Origin of the sequence: Paenibacillus ihuae (assembly GCF_001368795.1) — a bacterium.
GTDB lineage: Bacteria > Bacillota > Bacilli > Paenibacillales > Paenibacillaceae > Paenibacillus_AQ > Paenibacillus_AQ ihuae.
In genome coordinates this window covers 94,547-114,198 of sequence record NZ_LN831199.1, presented here as the reverse complement: position 1 = coordinate 114,198, position 19,652 = coordinate 94,547, and the positions used below count along the sequence as shown (strand labels likewise).

Below are 19,652 nucleotides of genomic sequence, written 5' to 3'. Positions count from 1 at the left end.
TTATGCGCCGTGACGTAGACTATGTAGTGAATGGTGATGAGGTTGTCATCGTCGATGAGTTTACGGGCCGGTTGATGGCTGGGCGCCGTTACAGCGACGGGCTGCACCAGGCGATCGAAGCGAAGGAAGAGATCGAGGTACAGAACGAGAGCATGACGCTGGCTACAATCACCTTCCAGAACTATTTCCGGATGTACCGCAAGCTTGGCGGGATGACAGGTACTGCGAAGACGGAAGAAGAGGAATTCAAAAAAATCTACGGTCTTGAAGTTCTGCAGGTTCCTACGAACAAGCCGAACCAGCGTGTGGATATGCCTGACGTGGTCTACAAGAGCGAGAACGGCAAATTTAACGCGGTGGTAGCAGAGATCGTTGAACGCCATAAAAAGAATCAACCGGTGCTGGTAGGTACCGTATCGATCGAGAATTCCGAACGCGTATCGGAAATGCTGAAGCGCAAAGGTGTAAGACACCAAGTGCTGAATGCTAAACATCATGAATCCGAAGCGGAGATTATCTCGCATGCCGGACAACCGGGAACCGTAACAATCGCTACGAACATGGCTGGCCGCGGTACCGATATTGTGCTGGGTGAAGGTGTAACGGATCTCGGTGGTCTGCATATCATTGGTACGGAGCGCCATGAATCCCGCCGGATTGATAACCAGCTGCGCGGACGTGCGGGACGCCAGGGCGACCCGGGTTCGACTCAGTTCTATTTATCCCTCGGCGATGAGCTCATGAAGCGTTTCGGCGCGGACAATGTCCTGAATATGATGGACCGTCTCGGATTTGAAGAAGATCAGCCGATTGAGAGCCGCATGATTACCCGTGCCGTTGAATCTGCCCAGAAGCGGGTGGAAGGCAATAACTTTGATATCCGCAAAGTCGTACTGCAATATGATGATGTAATGAATCAGCAGCGCGAGATTATCTACAAACAGCGCCGTGAAATTCTTGAATCCGATAATATCAAAGATGTTGTAACGGAAATGATCCAGCCGGTCATTGACCGTGTGGTACGTGCACACTGCAGTGATGATATTCCGGAAAACTGGGAGCTTCAAGAGGTTGCTGATTATGTGAACAGCAAGCTGCTGGATGAAGGTGCCCTCACCCGTGATGATCTCTGGGGTAAGGAAGTCGAAGAAATCGTCGAATACATCTTCGACCGTGTGATGCAGAAGTATTCCGAACGTGAAGAGCGTCTCGGCTCTGAGCTGGTACGTGAATTCGAGAAGGTTATCGTGCTTCGTTCCGTAGACAGCAAATGGATGGATCATATTGACGCAATGGATCAGCTCCGTCAAGGGATTCACCTTCGCGCTTACGGCGGTACCGATCCGCTTCGTGAATATCAGTTTGAAGGCTTTGAGATGTTCAACGCCATGACTGCCAGCATTCAGGAAGAAGTCGCTACTTATATTATGAAGGCGCACATCGAAACGAATCAGGAGCGGCAGTCGGTAGTGGAGGAGGACAAAATCTCCACCAACGCCGAACCGGTTGAGAAACGTCCTGTGCATGTTGAGGCTGCTATCGGCCGCAACGACCCTTGCCCGTGCGGCAGCGGCAAGAAGTACAAGAACTGCCACGGCCAGAACGCATAAGATATAAGAATTGTGTTAATTCTTTAGGTTTATAATGACAATAAAAAGCGGCTGGGCCCGGGGGACACCCCGTTTGCGGCCCGGCCGCTTTTTTGGAGTTTTGGGGATTTGGGAATTGCGCCGCGGAGCAGGAGCGAGAGCTTCAAAAAACATAACCCAGGTGGGAGTAGCGGAAGGGAAGTTTGGAACTGTAGGAGCGATAGCGTCCGCCTTTGTCTTCGGATTTCTACCGCTATCATCGGTTCAAATCAGGAAATCGGAAGACAACAGTGGCCGGAAGTCCAAACATTCCCTGGAGCTGCGTTCTAACCGGGATTGCAGTTTTGAAGTGTCAACTCCGTAAAGCGGCATAATAGAACCGGATCTACAAAGGCTCCAATCGGGCGGCCCGGCCCAGCATTTTATTATGAAAGGTGAAGTGATCCCATTGATCGATTCCAACGTAAAGCAGGATCTGCGTGAAATAGGCAAGAAACTAACCAACCTTAGGGGGTCTCTTTGACTTAGACCTCAAGCTTGAGATGATTGCGAACTTTGAAGAGAAGATGGCTGCGCCTGGCTTCTGGGATGATCCCGAGAAGGCACAGGGTGTCATCGGTGAAATGAATGCGGTGAAATCCTCCGTGGACCAGTTTGAGAAGCTGCAGCAGGAGTATGATGATGCCGCAATGATGGCGGAGCTGGCCGATGAAGAAGGCGACGAAGAGCTGGCGGCAGAGGTTGCGGGAACGATCCGCGCTGTAGCCGGCAAAGTCGATGACTTTGAGCTGCAACTGCTGCTTAATCAGCCGTATGACAAACTGAATGCTATTCTGGAGCTGCATCCGGGTGCGGGCGGAACGGAGTCCCAGGACTGGGGACAAATGCTGCTGCGCATGTATACCCGCTGGGCCGAAAAGAACGGCTTCAAGGTTGAGGTACTCGACTACTTGCCGGGCGACGAAGCGGGCATCAAGAGTGTCACGCTGCTGATCAAGGGCTTCAACGCCTATGGCTATTTGAAGGCTGAAAAAGGTGTACACCGGCTGGTGCGTATCTCGCCGTTCGATTCTTCCGGAAGACGCCATACCTCATTCGTTTCCTGTGATGTGGTTCCAGAGATTACCGATGATGTTGATGTGGAGATCCGTACAGAGGATCTGAAAATCGATACGTACCGGGCCAGTGGCGCGGGCGGTCAGCACATCAATACAACAGATTCAGCGGTGCGGATTACCCACTTGCCGTCAGGCGTGGTTGTTACCTGCCAGAACGAACGCTCGCAGATCAAGAACCGGGAGCAGGCGATGAAAATGCTGCGTTCGAAGCTGTATGAGCGGAAATTGCAGGAACAGCAGCAGCAGCTTGATGAGATTCGCGGTGAGCAATCTGATATTGCCTGGGGCAGCCAGATTCGCTCTTATGTGTTCCATCCCTATAGCATGGTAAAGGATCACCGTACTTCCGTGGAAACCGGGAACACAGGAGCGGTAATGGATGGCGATCTGAATCCGTTTATTGACGGATATTTGCGCAGCCAGATTAAGACTGAAGTTGAATAAGCAAACTGTATTCCTACGCGTCTTCGGAGGTGTAGGGATTTTTTTTGGAGAGATAATAGGAACAGAACAATAAAAAACCCTACAGCACCAGGAAACTAGCGAATCGCGCTCGACATCAACGATTTCGTGTCTGGATTTCGTTATGGATAATTATACTGAGCAGGATGGAGCAGTGACCCTGATGCATCACCAATACAACATGCAATACCTGAACGAATACGAGGAAGAAGTCCCGTTATTTATAGAAAAAGTCCTACATAATTGAACTACCGGGAATACCTCCCTGTAATCTTGCTCAAATGCACTTAAACGTGACGAAAGGCCGAATCTAGAGGGAGGTTTCCCCGCTAATCCCATACAATCGTGGATCTCTCTCTGATTAGAGGGAGTCATTCCTGTTATCTACGTTTCAGTGCCCTCCGTCAACTGCTAATGATTAGAATGAACCTTGATTCTTCTACAAGAACTTTTGACTGATCAGATAGGAAGTATAAATACTGGACAACCTATATCATTTATTGAAGTGATGCCCCAATTACATCTTAAGGAGAAGCTAGATATGCAAAAAGTCAATTCACGCAACAAACCTCCGCTGATTCCACTGAACGGGCCGCTGCGCCATACGGTGGATGTAGCGTTAATTCTAATCGGCTCGCTGATTACCGGACTGGGATTCAACCTCTTTTTCCTGCCGAACCGGATCGCTTCGGGCGGGGTATCCGGCTTGTCCGTACTCGCAGAAGCCTGGTTTGGCGCGGAGCCGGCATTTACCCAGTGGGCACTCAATATACCGTTGTTCATTCTCGGTGTCATTTTCCTCGGCAAGCAGTACGGCATGCGCTCCCTGCTGGGCAGCTTTGTGCTGCCGCTATTTATCTATCTGACCAAGGATGGTCCGGTTCCGACCACCAATCCACTGCTGGCTTCGATTTATGGGGGCATTGCTGTGGGATTAGGGCTGGGGCTGGTGTTCCGCGGGCGCGGATCTACTGGCGGTCTTACGATTTTGGCGCAGATTATTCAGAAAATCACCGGCTTCAGCTTCTCGCTGTCTGTAGTGCTGCTGGATGGTACGGTCATCACGCTGGCGGCTTTTGTGCTGGGCATGGAGCAGGCTATGTACGCGCTGATTGGATTGTTTGTGACCGGCAGAGTCATTAATGCACTGGAAGTGGGTTTTAGTGTAACTAAGGTGGCCTATATTATTTCGGATCAGACGGAGGAAATCTCGCAGGCGATTCTGAATGATCTGGACCGCGGGCTGACGAAGCTGAATGCGCAGGGCGGTTATACGGGGGACAATCGTACGGTGCTAATGGTGGTAGTCGGCCAGAATGAGATTACCCGGCTAAAAGCAATTGTCCGCTCCGTGGATCCGGGTGCGTTCGTTATTATTACCGAGGCCCACGAGGTGCTGGGTGAAGGGTTTAAAAGAGAAGCGTAGAATCTCCATAGGAGAGGCTTGCGCTTCTCTTTTTTTACAATTAAGCTCTCCAAGAAAGTTAACGTTACGTGTTGTATTTATATTAATTCGGTCGTATAATAATACATATTTGCAGGACGGTATGCATTGAAGAAATAGTCAGAAAGCGGGGATGACAGTGGGAGGCAAGCTGAGAGCGGCGATTGTTGGATCGACAGGATATGGGGGCGTAGAGCTGATCAGGCTGCTGCAGAACCATCCGGATATAGAGATCACTTCGGTAATTTCCTCGTCAAGCGCGGGAGAGCCTATCGAACTTGGGTTTCCGCATTTGACAGGGATCGTGGAGCGCAAGCTGGACGGTGTAGATCCGGCGGAAATCGCCGGCAGAGCGGATGTTGTGTTCACAGCAACGCCGTCAGGTGTCAGTGGTAAGCTGGTGCCGCAGCTGCTGGAAGCGGGTCTGAAGGTCGTCGATCTGTCCGGTGATTTCCGGCTCAAGGACGGCGCGGAATATGAACAATGGTATAAGCACACGGCTCCGCCCGAAGCTTATCTGGAGAAGGCGGTCTACGGCTTATGCGAAGTGTATGGTGAACGTGCGGCAGGTGCCGAGTTCATCTCCAATCCCGGCTGTTATCCGACAGCTACGCTGCTTGGGCTGATCCCTGCAGTAGAAGCGGGCTGGATCAGACCGGAGAGTATTATTATTGATGCGAAGTCGGGTGTTTCCGGATCAGGCCGGGGAGCGAATCTTGGGGTTCATTTTGCCGAGGTGAATGAGAACTTTAAGGCTTATAAAGTTAATAAACACCAGCATATTCCGGAGATTGAGCAGGTACTTACTGATATCTCAGGACAAAAGGTAACCGTGACGTTCACTACCCATCTGGTGCCGATGACCCGGGGAATTATGAGCACGATGTATGCGGGGATGAACGGGGATTACAGCGAGCAGGATTTTGTGGAATTATACCGTAAATATTATGCAGGCAGGCCGTTTGTGCGGGTCCGCGCTGCTGGAGTGCTTCCGGCAACAAAAGAAGTCAGCGGCTCGAACTATTGCGATATCGGCTTCTCCACAGATGCCCGTACAGGTCGGGTAACCATTGTGTCCGTCATTGACAACATCGTTAAGGGCGCAGCAGGTCAAGCGATTCAGAACCTGAATTTGATGATGGGATGGGAGGAAACCCGCGGCCTTGGTTACACACCAGTGTATCCTTAAGGTTCAGCGGTTAAACATACAATGAGCGAGAACAAAGCATATACCGTCGTAGAAGGCGGAAGTATTACTGCACCAAAGGGCTTCACCTCCGGAGGGCTGCACTGCGGCCTCAAAAAAACCGAGCGCAACGACCTTGCGGCCATTCTGTGCGAAGTTCCGGCAACGGCTGCAGCCGTGTACACGACCAATGTATTTCAGGCAGCGCCGCTCAAAGTAACGCGTGAAAGTCTCGCGAATGGTACGCTGCAGGCTGTCATCGTGAACAGCGGGAATGCTAATGCCTGTACGGGTGATCAAGGCGAAGCCGATGCATACGAGATGCGTGCTGCCGCGGCCAGAGCTTTAGGTGTGAACGAGCAGGATGTTGCTGTCGCTTCGACTGGTGTGATCGGCGAATTGCTGAAGATGGACCGTGTACGCAGCGGGATTGCCGGACTGCCGGAGAAGCTGGATGGAGGCGCTGCTGGTGCAGAGGAGTTCTGCCAGGCGATTTTGACAACGGATCTGGTGAAAAAAGAATGCTGCGTCAAAGTGCTCGTAGGCGGAGAAGAAGTGACGATTGCCGGAGCGGCCAAGGGTTCAGGAATGATTCATCCGAATATGGCAACGATGCTGGGCTTCATGACGACGGATGCTGTGATTGAGGGAGAAGACCTGCTCCGTCTGCTGCGAACGGCTACCAATACTACCTTTAATATGATTACTGTGGATGGAGATACAAGCACGAATGATATGCTGGTGACGATGGCCAGCGGGCTGGCCGGCAATGAGAAGCTGACACGGCTGCATCCGGACTGGCATGCTTTTGCCGCTGCGTTCACGCATGTGTGCCAGCATCTGGCGAAGGCGATTGCCCGTGACGGTGAAGGGGCGACGAAACTGATTGAGGTCCAGATCAGCGGTGCCGTACATGATGAAGCTGCAGCCGCAATTGCGAAGACGGTGGTCGGCTCAAGTCTGGTGAAATCGGCGATTTTTGGCGCAGATGCCAACTGGGGGCGGATTATTGCAGCGGTGGGACGCGCCGGGGTTCCGGTATCGCCGGAGAAGGTGGATATTTCATTGGGTGATATAGAAGTGCTGCGTGCGTCGCGGCCGGTGCCTTTTGATGAAGAGAAGGCTCTTCATTATTTGCAAAAGACGGATACGGTGCTGATTACTGTGATTCTGTCCGACGGCGACGGTAAGGCAACAGCCTGGGGCTGCGACCTCACTTATGATTATGTGCGCATTAATGCTGCATACCGCACCTGACGGGCGGCTGGCATAAGTCCATAAGGAGGGTACCGAGATAATGACGGATCAAAAGAATGAGAAGCTGTTCGTGATGAAATGCGGCGGGAGTACGCTGGCTGCGCTGCCGGATTCTTTTTTTGAGGATCTAAGAGAGCTGCAGGGCAGCGGGGTTCAGCCTGTGATCGTGCATGGCGGCGGGCCGGCGATTTCCGGCAATCTGGCGAAGCTTGGGATTGAGAGCAGTTTCGTGAACGGTCTGCGGGTGACGACGGAAGAAGTGCTGGATGTCGTAGAGATGACGCTCGCGGGGAGCATCAATAAGGCGATTGTCCGAAGAATCCAGGGAAGTGGCGGGCAGGCTCTCGGTTTGTCCGGTGTTGACGGTAATCTGATTACAGCGCGGCCCGTAGCCAACAGCGATGAAGTAGGACAGGTAGGAGAGGTCACCGAGGTTAAAGCGGAGATCGTAAAGGGCATTATCGCACTCGGTTATATCCCGGTTATTGCACCTATAGGTGTAGATGCCGGGGGGCAGCGTTACAATATTAATGCGGATACGGCGGCAGGTGCGGTGGCTTCCTTTGTAGAGTCGCCTTCCATGATTGTGGTTACGGATGTTCCCGGGATTATGCGGACGATTGGCGGTGAGAAGGTCGTGCTTCCATCGGTGACTGTGACAGAGATCGAAGAATTAATTGCCAGCGGCGAGATTTACGGCGGAATGATTCCTAAAGTGCGGGCCGCTATGGACTGCATCCAGGGCAGCGTGTCCGAGGTTGTTATTGTAGACGGCAAGGAGCCCCAGGTGCTGAGCCGTGTGCTGGGCGGGGAGAAGCTGGGCACGAGAATTATCCGTTCGTAGTTTGTTACAATAGAGTCGAGACAAGTCGCATGGGCGGTATTACCAAAATTAGAGCGCTGCCGGTTTACCGGAAGCAGCATGGTGGGAGAGTGACTAAGAATGAGTGAGCTTACACAGGCGGAAAAAGATTCTTTAACAGGGGCTGCGGATACCCGTTCAGGGGAAACAGAGGTTCAGGAGGCTGCTCCTGCCAAGCTGAGTGCGGTATTCCCGTCCTACGCCAGATATGATCTTAGTCTGGTCAAGGGCAAAGGCAGCTGGGTCTGGGATGATCAGGGCAACAAATATCTCGACTTCATGTGCGGACTCGCGGTGACGAGTCTGGGCCATGCTCCCGAGAAGGTCGGCGCGAAGCTGAAGGCACAGATTGATACACTGTGGCATGTATCGAATCTGTTCCACATTCCGGGGCAGGACCGGGTGGCTGCGCTGCTTACGGGCAACAGCTGTGCGGATCAGGTGTTCTTTTGCAACAGCGGAGCAGAGGCGAATGAAGCCGCGATTAAGCTAGCGCGCCGCTATCACCAGAAGGTAAAGGGAACGGGGCGCTATGAAATCATTACGTTTGAGCAGTCCTTCCATGGACGTACCCTGGCGACGCTGACGGCGACCGGGCAGCAAAAGGTGAAGGAAGGCTTTCTGCCGCTGCCTGAGGGCTTCAAGACCGTACCTCTGCATGATCTGCCGGCATTAAAAGCAGCCATTACGGAGAATACTGCAGCGATTATGCTGGAGATGATCCTGGCTGAAGGCGGCGTGCTGGAAGTCCAGCAGGAGTTCCTGGATGCTGTAGTCGAGCTGTGCAAAGAGCACGGCCTGCTGCTGCTCGTGGATGAAGTGCAGACCGGCATGGGCCGTACAGGCAAGTTGTTTGCACATCAGCATTACGGCATTGAGCCGGATATTTTCACCTTGGCCAAAGGGGTAGCCAGCGGATTTCCGGCAGGCGTAATGCTCGGCAAAGGATATCTGCGCGAAGCATTCAGCCCGGGCAGCCACGCCAGCACCTTCGGCGGCACGCCGCTGGCTGCAGCGGTGATGGAAGCGACGATCGAGACCATGCTCGAAGACGAGCTGCCGCAGCGTGCCGAGGAGATGGGCGAGTTCCTGCGCGGACTGCTGAGAGAGCAGCTGGCGGATACGCCTTTTGTGAAGGAAATCCGCGGCAAAGGCCTCTTGATCGGGATCGAGTGTGCAGAGCCGGTAGGGGATATTGTACTGGCCGGACAGAAACAGGGACTGTTATTCGTGCAGGCCGGACCGAACGTGATCCGGCTGCTGCCTAATCTATATGTGAGTGAGGATGAGATCCGCCAGGCGGTGGACATTCTTGTCCAGCTCATTCATACTTATGCTAACAAAGTTAACGGGGAGGCACATTCATGAGCCAGGGAGTACAAAGCGATAAGACGACTATCGCACAGCAGCTCAAAGGCCGTGATTTGCTGGAGCTGAACGACTATAGTCCGGAGGAAATCACATATCTGATTGATCTGGCTATAGAGCTGAAGCAGAAGCAAAAGAACGGTGAGGTCTACCAGCCGCTGAAAGGTAAGACAATTGGACTTATTTTTGAAAAATCCTCGACCCGCACACGCGTATCCTTCGAGGTCGGAATGTTTCAGCTTGGCGGTCATGCGCTGTTTCTCAGCAAAAATGACATCCAGCTTGGACGCGGAGAAACGGTTGGCGATACAGCACAGGTTATGTCCCGTTACCTTGACGGCATCATGATCCGTACCTTCGGTCATGATAAGGTGGAGGAGCTGGCCCGCTTCGCTTCAGTACCCGTAATCAACGGACTAAGCGACCTGGCACATCCGTGTCAGGTACTGGCTGACTACCAGACGGTCTACGAGCATAAAGGCAAGCTCAAAGGCCTCAAGCTCGCCTACATCGGCGACGGCAACAACATGGCGCATTCCCTGCTGATCGGCGGGGCCAAGCTGGGCGTACATGTCTCGATTGCCGGACCGGAAGGCTATGAGCCTGACGCAGCAGTAGTTGCCGAGGCGCGTGAGATTGGTAAAGAGACCGGCGCGAACATCGTTATCACCCGCAGCCCGCAGGAAGCGGTGCAGGATGCTGACGTCATCTACACAGATGTATGGGCGAGCATGGGCTTTGAAGCCGAGCAGCTGGCGCGTGAAGCAGCGTTCAAGGACTACCAGGTCAATGAAGAACTGGTAAAAGGCGCGAAGAGCGACTACCTGTTCCTGCACTGCCTGCCGGCCCACCGTGAGGAAGAGGTCAGCACCGGCGTGATCGACGGCCCGAACTCGGTCATCTTTGACCAGGCTGAGAACCGCCTGCATGCGCAAAAAGCGCTGATGGCTGCGCTCATGGGCTAAGCTGAGGCAGTTCTGCTACTTTTGTTGTAGCTATCTGATTTATGATTAATTGGAATTTCACCGCTTGATTTCCGTTCAAACACCTACAATCAAATTCTAGTTGGATAATCTCCACTTAATTTTTCGGAAAGTATCACCAAGGTGGTATGTAAACGGATATAAGTGGAGAGATTCCACCTAAGACGCAGATATGACCGTCCAACCTGGATCTAGGTGGAGGAATTCCAACTAATATGTCTGGGAAGTACCTGTTGAAGCGGGACTTGCGGTATATCAAGTCAGCTTAACTTTTAAAATATATTCCGGTTTGATTCTGTAAAGAACCTTACTTGGTCTTATACTATATAAAACACTATATAGGATGAGCTTAGATTATGACGCGTTACAATTCCGGTGCTAAGCAGCGGAGTGAAGTTTGGAACTGTAGGAGCGGTAGCGTCCGCCTTTGTCTGCGGATTTCCACCGCGAACAGCGGTACAAATCAAGAAATCTGCTGACAACAGCGGCCGAAAGTCCAAACCTTCACGCAGCCTGCGTCCGGCCACCGGTGTTGTTTAAGCAATATTCTGAAGTTGATCCTATACCCCCACACCGAAAGGAAGTTGCACCCCCATGGCAAAAGAAAAAATCGTACTCGCCTATTCCGGCGGACTGGATACCTCAGTCATCCTGAAATGGCTGAAAGAAACCTATGATGCGGAGATTATTGCCTTCACTGCCGATATCGGACAGAAGGAAGAGCTTGACGGTCTGGAGGAAAAAGCGCTGGCAACCGGCGCATCGAAGGTCTACATCGACGATCTGCGCGACGAGTTCGCGAATGACTTCATCTATCCGATGTTCCAGTCGGGTGCGCTGTATGAAGGCCAGTATCTGCTCGGAACTAGCATTGCCCGTCCGCTGATCGCTAAGCGTATGGTGGACATTGCCATCGCCGAAGGCGCTACAGCGATTGCCCATGGCGCAACCGGCAAAGGGAATGACCAGGTCCGCTTCGAGTTGAATGCGGCGGCTTTGTCGCCAAGCATCAAGGTGATTGCGCCTTGGCGGCTGGAAGAGTTCCGCAACCAGTTCCCGGGCCGTGCGGAAATGATTGCCTACGCTGAAGCCAATGGCATTCCGGTGCAGGCATCGGCGGCGAAGCCGTATTCGATGGACCGTAATCTGCTTCACATCAGCTATGAGAGCGGCGTGCTGGAAGATCCTTGGTTTGACCCAAGTGCTCCAGAGAACAAAGAAATGTTCCTGCTCAGCAATGCCCCTGAGGATGCTCCGGATGAAGCGGAATACCTGGAGCTGGACTTCCTGAAAGGCAACTGTGTGGCTCTGAACGGTGAAGCGTTGACTCCGCTGCAGGTGATGGAGAAGCTGAATGAGCTGGGCGGCAAGCACGGTATCGGACGTGTGGACATGGTTGAGAACCGTTTTGTCGGCATGAAGAGCCGCGGCGTGTACGAGACCCCAGGCGGAACCATCCTGTTCACCGCTCACCGCAAAATGGAATCCATCACGATGGACCGTGAAGTGATGAACCTGCGTGACAGCCTGATTACCCGTTACAGTACGCTGGTATATAACGGCTTCTGGTTCGCTCCTGAGCGTCTTGCGCTGCAGGCACTGGTGAACGAGAGCCAGAAGAACGTAACCGGTACGGTTCGCGTGAAGCTGTACAAAGGCAACATCATCGGAGCCGGTGTGAAATCTCCGGTCAGCCTGTACAATCCGGACATCGCTACGATGGAAGCAGATCCGACCCAGGCGTATGACCAGGGGGATGCGACAGGCTTTATCCGCCTGAATGCACTGCGTCTGAAGGTTTCTGCCGGAGTGGCAGAGTCCAATAAGTAGATTATTTTAGCCGATATAGATCGTACTTGAAAACATACAGGAGGGAAGAGTGGCGGAAGGGGATTTTGGAACTGTAGGAGCGGTAGCGTCCGCCTTTGTCTTCGGATTTCTACCGCCAATAGCGGTTAAATCAAGAAATCGGAAGACAACAGCGGCCGGAAGTCCAAACATTCTCTGTAGTCACGGCTAAACCCAAAATATAAATTACAAGTTCGGTCTATATAAGCGGTTTTATAGCAGCATATCATATAAGCGGACACTAGAAGGCCGTTCCTCCGTCAGGACAGGAGCGGCCCTTCTATCGTCCATCAGAGGAGGACATAACAGGTGAGCAAGCTTTGGGGCGGACGGTTTACCAAAGGAACAAACAAGCTGGTGGAGGAATATACGGCATCCATCGGATTTGATAAGGCGCTGGCCGAAGAGGATGTGCAGGGCAGTCTGGCTCATGTGACGATGCTGGGCAAATGCGGTATTCTGCCGCAGGAGGATGTCGAAATCATCAAGGCCGGGCTGAATAAGGTGCTGGATAAGGTTCGGGCAGGCGAGATTGAATTCTCTGTAGCGGACGAAGATATTCATATGAATATCGAAAAGAATCTGATCGAAGAAGTCGGTCCGGTAGGCGGCAAGCTGCACACAGGACGCAGCCGCAACGACCAGGTAGCGACGGACATGCATTTGTATCTTCGTAACCGGGTAGTGGAGTTCGTGGGACTTTTGCATGAACTGCAGGAAGCCCTGATTGAACAGGCTAAAGACAATGTGGAGACGATTGTGCCCGGCTACACGCATTTGCAGCGCGCACAGCCGATCCTGTTCGCCCATCATCTGCTGGCTTACGTATCCATGTTCCGCCGCGATGCGGAGCGCCTGACGGACAGCTACAAGCGGATCAATGTGCTTCCGCTGGGCGCGGGGGCTCTGGCCGGAACGACGTTCCCGATTGACCGTCATTTTGTGGCAGAGCAGCTTGGTTTTGACAGTGTGTATGAGAATAGTCTCGATGCGGTCAGCGACCGCGACTTCATTGTTGAATTCCTGGCGAACGCCGCGCTGATCATGACCCATTTGTCCCGGCTCAGTGAAGAGCTCGTGCTGTGGAGCAGCACGGAATTCAGCTTCGTGGAGCTGGACGATGCGTTCTGCACCGGCAGCAGCATCATGCCGCAGAAGAAGAATCCGGATGTGCCGGAACTGGTGCGCGGCAAAACAGGCCGTGTCTACGGCAACCTGATCGGTCTCTTGACCGTGCTCAAATCGCTGCCGCTGGCTTACAATAAGGATATGCAGGAAGACAAAGAGGGCATGTTCGATACAGTAGCCACACTGACAGGAGCGCTGCAGCTGTTCGCACCGATGATCTCCACCATGAAGGTGAACAAAGGACGGATGCGTGAAGCGGTCAATACCGACTTCTCCAATGCAACCGATATCGCTGACTTCCTGGTAGGCAAGGGACTGCCTTTCCGCCAGGCTCATGAGGTGATCGGCAAAACCGTGTTGTACTGTATCAATGAAGGCAAATTCCTGCTCGATCTGACACTCGATGAATTCAAGCAGTTCTCACCGCTATTCGATGACCAGATTTATGCTGTTCTGCAGCCTGAGGCTGTAGTGAATGCCCGTAACGTCTACGGCGGCACGGCCACTGTGCAGGTTAAAGCGGCGATTGAACGGGCTGAAGCTTCCTTAGTGGAAGCGGGCAAATGGGTAGCGCAGCATGCCAAGAGTGCCGAATAAGCAATTGGGTTAATCCGGATATCAGACATGATCAGATGAAGTATCTTATCACATATGACTTAGACAGAAGACTGTCCTTACCGTAAATATACGGAAAGGACAGTCTTCTTATTTATCCGATCAGCTGGAAACCTCAAGTTGATCTATTCACATAATTCTTTCTGCGGTTTTTTCGGAAACTGAATTTTTCTTAGGAAATTGGTTAAAAAATAATTAAAAGTTAATAATAATATTTAAATTTTCTTTCAATTCACTTTCACTTTATTGATTAATTGAACATAGACTGTATAATGAGGAGGAGAGGTGATATGATCATGCGTCCAACAGTTATTGAAAGAACAATGTTAACAGGAGCTCCAGCTCAGAGTTACGTGAAGAGTATGGTTGATACTGACATACTAATTACGGCGGCTCTTCTAAAAAACCTGCTTGTCACAGTTAAAGGTGCTGAGCGTTATATTAACCTATGGGATGAAGCCTATTTACTTGATAAGGATAAACTCTATGAGTATACTTCAATGTTGCTCCAACACATCTCGCAAGAATCAGGAAACGAACAAACCAGTTCAGTATCCTTCTCGACTACAGAAGTAGCCAAGTATATTGGTGTTTCTGTACAGACGATTAACACTTGGATTCGCGAGGGGAAGATTAAAGGAGTTGAAAAAGAAGAAAAGCGTTGGGCCAGAATCCCGGAAGATTCAGTAGTCACCTTTGCAAATGGTAAATCTGTTTCTGTTTCAGTCCTTAAAGCAAATTGGGAAGCTGAAAACCAAGAACCTGCAGTTGATGAGGTTACATATCTGAAAGAATCCATTCTGGAATTTGAAAAAAATTACGGCGGATCATTTGAAGAGATTTTTGGTGACAAGACAATCAGAGAGCTAACACAAGAGGATACCGACGCTTCAATTTGGTGGTCATACAAAGCGAGGTTAGCTAGTGCGACAGCAGTTTCTCGGACTTAACAAAACAGTTTTTTCTAACCTTGAGTACCTCTACAAAGAAATATTAGAAGTACGTTATTCTGAAACTCCAAGAGGAGAGTTGGACCACAAAAAAGGCAGAGAAATCAACGCAAAGATTACATTTCACTATTATGATGGATATCTTAAATGTCGTGAAATTTTCGAGGGTAATCAACTCATCGAATACTATTATGATTGGTATGCGAACAATGGAGTGATTATCCAAAAGTTCCATGCACATTACCATCCTGGTGGAACACCGGATGAGATTACACAATTTGACCCTTGGCACTGGCATGTGCCTAAGAATATTGAGGATTTTGATGGTCAACGAATTCCAAGCATACCCGGATATTCCATTCATGATGTCATGGGAAATGATATATTACCATATATACTACGTATAAGGCGTTCAATATAAAGGAAAAATTTTTGCAGGATCGAATCCCTGCTGGTAGTTAGTAAAAACAAATAATGTAACAAGCCAGTCTATACAAAGACTGGCTTGTTTAATATAGCTTCATTTAAGAAGATGTGTTCATTATTTACCTAGCGGCAGCCATTTCAGCACATCTTGGATTTTGGTATCCCAGTAGCCCCACTCATGTGCGCCCGGACCTTCTTCATAGGTTAGAGATAGTGAAGTCTTGGCACAGGCTTTGCGGAAGCTCTGATTATTTTCATACAGGAAATCCTCCGTGCCGCAGCATTGGTAGAGAAGCGGTTTCGGTCCCTTGGAGCGGTCTACTTCCTTGAGCAGCCACAGCAGATCATTGGGAGTGCCGTCGATATCCTCTTGCCCGAAAATAAGCTCATACTCCCGGCTCTTCTGGGAAGGGTTTTCCCAGTTGATGAAATCATGCGCCATATCCAGCGCCCCGGAAAGGCTCGCTGCAGCAGCAAAAGTCTCCGGCTTGCGCAGTCCCAGCTTAAACGCTCCATACCCGCCCATGGAGAGACCGGCTACGAAGTTATCCTCACGTTTTGGTGACAGCGGGAAGAACGAGCGTGCGAGCGCCGGCAGCTCCTCACTGATAAAGGTCCAGTAATTGCCCCCGCCCGCCATATCCGTATAAAAGCTGCGGTGTACCTGCGGCATAACTACGGCGATACCCAGCTCTGCCACATACCGTTCAATCGAGGTCCGGCGCAGCCAGATGGAGTCGTCATCGGATAAACCGTGCAGCAGGTAGAGTGTCGGGTGAAGATCTCCCCTTTTGACATTGCTGAGGCCGATTTGCGTAGTCGTCTGCTGCGGCAGAATAACCGTCATTGAGGTGCTTAATCCGAGCACTTCGGAATAAAATTTACATTCTATTAAAGCCATGGATACATCCTCCTTTTAGCACAAATGATAGCACAGCGCTTAACCGATATACATAGTAGAAATCTCTAGAATAATTGTGCCTAATAGGATTGCTGGGGCAACTAATGAAAGAATATAATGGGAATAGGTAGAAAGATTCAGAACGGTGCAGGAAATAGGACTTATGACAGGCAGAACAGGATAAGGAGCGAACCGGATGGTATTGAAAGATAAACGGAATACAACAGGGGGCACAGAAAATGGGTTTACCTTGATTGAGGTGCTGGCAGCCATTGTCATTCTCTCGATTGTATCCCTAGTGCTAACCTCTTATTTTACCCGGGCGCTGTCCTACTCGAAATCGAACCAGAATAAGACAATTATGGTCAATCTGGCGCGGAACGCGCTTTTTTATATGGAGAAGCAGGATTTTGAGACGATGAGCGTGTATTTTCAGGGCACACCGGCACAAGGGACGCAGCCTGCAGTTGCAGGGCACTCCAGTATTAAGGCATCGGGCTGTGTTCCTCTTACGGAGACTTCGGTAAGCTGTGCCGTCTATGATGCCATAATAACGGACGTGAATACACTTGCCAATGTGCTTAATCCGGTAATCAATAATGTCAGCTATCAGGTGGATATTACTTATCAGGCTAATCTGCATCAGGAAATGAGGAATGGCAGAACCAGCGGCAACACGGCGGGTACGGTGGATATCCGCAAACAAGAGATGGCACCTTATTTAATTCCGGTAGAAGTAACGGTAACAGGTCCTGGCGGCCCTAATGGCCATACTGCCAGTACAGTGGTGGAGGGTTATATTACAGATGAAAAAATACGCTGAGCGGTTGAAGTCGGAGCATGGATTTACCTTAATCGAGATGATCGCAGCCTTAACACTCTTTTCTATGATAGTCGGCATTATTTCAATGGTAACCATGTTTGGCTTCCGCAGTTATCATAAAATAACGATCGAGAACGCTTTGCGGGATGAAGCCGATATTATTATGTCTACAATTATTAATGAACTATATACCTATGCTCCCGAAAGTGTAATAAATACCACCAACATAAACGGGATTACTCTGAAAAAAAGGTCAGCTGCAGATGAGATGATCGCCTTTTCGGGAGGCAGCCTTGTTATTGGGGCAATTACGGCCGTACCTGATTCGAATGACCCCCGGACTTCCATTGACTCTAGTCTAACGGGTTCGGTCATTTCTTCAACCTCTGCTGATGGAAGGACCTGCCAGTCTGGCTTTTCCTGCGATACCGGACTTATAAAGATCAAGTTACAACTTACCCAGATGTATGACGGCAGAGCTTACACTATGGAACTTGAAAGTAAATTCGGATTTTAGGAGGTGGCTGGCAGATGTCTGAACCGTCACAGCGTCATATCTTTTATAAAAGACTAGGAGTAGCAGCACGGCGCTTCAGGGAAGAGCAGGGATCCGCTCTTGTGCTGGTGATGTTTATTGTTTTGCTGCTTACCATCCTTGGGCTTAGTGTGCTGAGCGCAGCAGTCGGGGGGGCACAGCGGACGGAGACACGGAAGAACGACGTTCAGAGCCTGCACCTGGCGGAGAAGACCCTCGATGAAGCGATAGCCTATATTACTGCAAGCCTTAATAAAGAGGTTGGTAAGAGTGTTGACTTAAGCCAAAATGAGCTGGATGGCAAGATTGCGAGTTTTCTGCAAAGTTTACAGGCAGGCGGATCGAATGGACTGCTGGTAAGCACCGACCTGGTTCAGACTGAGGGTGTGACTGCAGTAGGTAAAATTGTTAAGGTCAATTCTGTAAAAAGCGGACCCGCCCAGGCAGGTCAATCGGTCAGTTACAGACTGACTCTAACTGCTGAGGCGGATGTAAACGGTGTAACCCGGACGCTTTCGCAGACGGTGGTAATCGATACTTTTCCGGATTTCCTGAAGTATACCTTGGGTTCAGAGAATAATTTAACCATTAACGGTTCGCCTTATATTCAGGGTAATATATATGCCGGCAATACACTGACCATTAGTGACACCGCTCTATATAAGTATAAAACTAGAGACCACTCCTTTGTATCCAAACCCTTTGAGCTCTCGGGCGAAGCCCATGTTCAATCACTGAATAAGCTTGTCTATCAGGAACAGGGCGAACAACCGGTTACAGCGGATAAACTTACTCCCTCCACCTCGATGACCGGCAAAATCCCCCAGGAGAACGTGAAAATTAAGAATCACCGCAGCTTCGTTGAGGTGAATGTGGAGTACTCTTTTATCGATAAAATTGCTGAGGCGGTAGGGGCCGGAGCGGATAGAAAGAAGATTTCTGAGAACCTGGCATCCGGCAATCTGGTTAATTATCTGGGCACTAATTATCAATTTATATTTGATCATCCGGTGCTTCCTTCCAAGCCTGACCCTGCTGATACTTCGGAACAAGGCAAGAAGAATCTGACGGATTACAATACTGCAGTGCAGCAGTTGACTCAGCCGAGCAAATCTGTAATCTATAAAGGCAATTTGACGTTAGATGGAACCGAGCTAAGCGGAATTAATTATACACAAAGCGCTAAAAACTCAACCTCACCCCGCAACTGGTATATCATTGACGGAGATTTAATTATCAATAATTACGGGAATGCTACGCCGATTCAAGTGCGGGCAAATATTCTTGTTACTGGGAAAGTAGAAATCCGCGGGAAGGTGGAATTCGACTCGACGATTTTTGCTCTCCGGGCTTCCGCACCAGACTCGGCAGAGGATTACACGACCATTGTCGAAGACGCCTCGATCAAAGGATTGAATAACAAAGAGCTGGTGCTCATATCCCAAGGCAGAATTCTGATTAACCGGCTGGCAGCCTTCACGAATAATGAACCTGCCCCGCTGGATGCGTTCTTCTATACGGATTCCGATGCGAAGCTGTACGGTGTAGGTTCAATCTTTTCGCTAAGCGGCGGATTCTTCGCCAAAGGAGACCTGACGATCAATGCTGTCCGCGGCAGTGCGTCAGAAGGTACTGGAGATATCGCAATTACCGCTAATAACAGCTTGATCCGCTTCAAAGCTACCTACAATGATCAGATCTTTAACGACCAGCAGGCAGGGTTACCCCGTGTTAATACGGTCAATATCCGTGTTGAAGGCGTGAAGCTGGATTAGAAAAGATCATCAACCGAAAGGAACCCCCGGGGTACCAGTAAAGTCATGCTGGCATTACCCGGGGGTTCTTTTTGATTACCATCCTCAGGGGACGGAGAGATTTTTTTAGCTTACAGCGCTTTTAGTAGCGGTCCTCATTAATCACATTCACCTGAATCGAATCTTTAATTGCAGGATTATCCTTATAGGTGGCAGTGACCGTTGCCGAACCCTTAATGATACCGGTAATTACGCCGTTCCCTGTTACACTAACTACAGCAGGATTGCTGCTGGTCCATTCCAGCTTGCCTTCGATATCGGCCAGCGTCATGCTCACAGGGAATAAGGTGAGATCCCTGATGTTAAACAGGTCATGAGAATTCTCGCTCCCCACCCCGATGTC

17 protein-coding genes are annotated in these 19,652 nt (G+C 50.5%); 15 read left to right on the top strand and 2 right to left on the bottom strand.

Translation table 11 applies throughout. From position 1 onward, the window contains the following. The 12 genes from AQR02_RS34660 to AQR02_RS20125 all read left to right on the top strand — a co-directional run. The coding region (locus tag AQR02_RS34660) for a preprotein translocase subunit SecA (protein WP_245237636.1) at positions 1 to 1,610 on the top strand (1,610 nt) is incomplete at its 5' end. A 406-nt stretch (positions 1,611 to 2,016) separates the two neighbouring features. Next, a protein-coding gene (gene prfB / locus AQR02_RS20175; RefSeq protein ID WP_423802836.1) for a peptide chain release factor 2 occupies positions 2,017 to 3,151 on the top strand; the annotation gives its coding sequence in 2 pieces (ribosomal slippage) (positions 2,017 to 2,109 and positions 2,111 to 3,151; 1,134 coding nt in all). Between the two features lie 559 nt (positions 3,152 to 3,710). Continuing rightward, on the top strand, positions 3,711 to 4,595 hold the full coding sequence (locus AQR02_RS20170) for a YitT family protein (protein WP_054942251.1): 885 nt from the start codon (positions 3,711 to 3,713) through the stop codon (positions 4,593 to 4,595). A 157-nt stretch (positions 4,596 to 4,752) separates the two neighbouring features. After that, positions 4,753 to 5,802 carry an N-acetyl-gamma-glutamyl-phosphate reductase gene (gene argC / locus AQR02_RS20165; RefSeq protein WP_222861277.1) on the top strand — a complete coding sequence of 350 codons (1,050 nt, stop codon included), beginning with the start codon at positions 4,753 to 4,755 and terminating at the stop codon, positions 5,800 to 5,802. Between the two features lie 21 nt (positions 5,803 to 5,823). Beyond that, on the top strand, positions 5,824 to 7,056 hold the full coding sequence (gene argJ / locus AQR02_RS20160; protein WP_054942249.1) for a bifunctional glutamate N-acetyltransferase/amino-acid acetyltransferase ArgJ: 1,233 nt from the start codon (positions 5,824 to 5,826) through the stop codon (positions 7,054 to 7,056). 40 nt (positions 7,057 to 7,096) lie between these two features. Beyond that, a complete protein-coding gene (argB, locus tag AQR02_RS20155) occupies positions 7,097 to 7,900 on the top strand; it encodes an acetylglutamate kinase (protein ID WP_054942248.1) in 804 nt (267 codons plus the stop codon). Between the two features lie 99 nt (positions 7,901 to 7,999). Then, complete coding sequence (locus AQR02_RS20150; RefSeq protein WP_245237635.1) at positions 8,000 to 9,286, top strand: aspartate aminotransferase family protein; 1,287 nt, start codon at positions 8,000 to 8,002, stop codon at positions 9,284 to 9,286. Next, positions 9,283 to 10,251: an ornithine carbamoyltransferase gene (gene argF / locus AQR02_RS20145; protein ID WP_054942247.1), complete on the top strand. Its 969-nt coding sequence runs from the start codon at positions 9,283 to 9,285 to the stop codon at positions 10,249 to 10,251. Before AQR02_RS20150 ends, argF begins: the two co-directional genes overlap by 4 nt. A gap of 612 nt (positions 10,252 to 10,863) precedes the next feature. Beyond that, on the top strand, positions 10,864 to 12,099 hold the full coding sequence (locus AQR02_RS20140) for an argininosuccinate synthase (protein WP_054942246.1): 1,236 nt from the start codon (positions 10,864 to 10,866) through the stop codon (positions 12,097 to 12,099). A 327-nt stretch (positions 12,100 to 12,426) separates the two neighbouring features. Further along, positions 12,427 to 13,842 carry an argininosuccinate lyase gene (gene argH, locus AQR02_RS20135; protein ID WP_054942245.1) on the top strand — a complete coding sequence of 472 codons (1,416 nt, stop codon included), beginning with the start codon at positions 12,427 to 12,429 and terminating at the stop codon, positions 13,840 to 13,842. 308 nt (positions 13,843 to 14,150) lie between these two features. Continuing rightward, a complete protein-coding gene (locus tag AQR02_RS20130) occupies positions 14,151 to 14,810 on the top strand; it encodes a helix-turn-helix domain-containing protein (protein ID WP_054942244.1) in 660 nt (219 codons plus the stop codon). Continuing rightward, positions 14,785 to 15,231, top strand: coding sequence for a hypothetical protein (locus tag AQR02_RS20125; protein WP_148449171.1), 447 nt, complete (start codon positions 14,785 to 14,787; stop codon positions 15,229 to 15,231). Before AQR02_RS20130 ends, AQR02_RS20125 begins: the two co-directional genes overlap by 26 nt. Positions 15,232 to 15,351: 120 nt before the next feature. On the opposite strand, the gene AQR02_RS20120 is transcribed toward AQR02_RS20125, so the two are convergent. Beyond that, entirely contained in the window at positions 15,352 to 16,137 is a 786-nt protein-coding gene (locus AQR02_RS20120; RefSeq protein ID WP_054942242.1) for an alpha/beta hydrolase, read from the bottom strand. Between the two features lie 196 nt (positions 16,138 to 16,333). Here AQR02_RS20120 and AQR02_RS20115 point away from each other — a divergent pair, with 196 nt between their 5' ends. Genes AQR02_RS20115 through AQR02_RS20105 form a run of 3 tightly spaced genes read left to right on the top strand, consistent with a single transcriptional unit; the run spans position 16,334 to position 19,270 of the window. Beyond that, complete coding sequence (locus AQR02_RS20115) at positions 16,334 to 16,960, top strand: prepilin-type N-terminal cleavage/methylation domain-containing protein (RefSeq protein WP_054942241.1); 627 nt, start codon at positions 16,334 to 16,336, stop codon at positions 16,958 to 16,960. Continuing rightward, on the top strand, positions 16,944 to 17,477 hold the full coding sequence (locus tag AQR02_RS20110) for a prepilin-type N-terminal cleavage/methylation domain-containing protein (RefSeq protein WP_054942240.1): 534 nt from the start codon (positions 16,944 to 16,946) through the stop codon (positions 17,475 to 17,477). The genes AQR02_RS20115 and AQR02_RS20110 overlap by 17 nt, the downstream gene beginning before the upstream one ends. Positions 17,478 to 17,491: 14 nt before the next feature. Next, positions 17,492 to 19,270, top strand: coding sequence for a hypothetical protein (locus tag AQR02_RS20105; protein WP_054942239.1), 1,779 nt, complete (start codon positions 17,492 to 17,494; stop codon positions 19,268 to 19,270). Positions 19,271 to 19,391: 121 nt separating this feature from the next. On the opposite strand, the gene AQR02_RS20100 is transcribed toward AQR02_RS20105, so the two are convergent. Then, positions 19,392 to 19,652 (bottom strand): Ig-like domain-containing protein (locus AQR02_RS20100; RefSeq protein ID WP_187388816.1); only part of this gene is annotated, 261 nt, incomplete at its 5' end.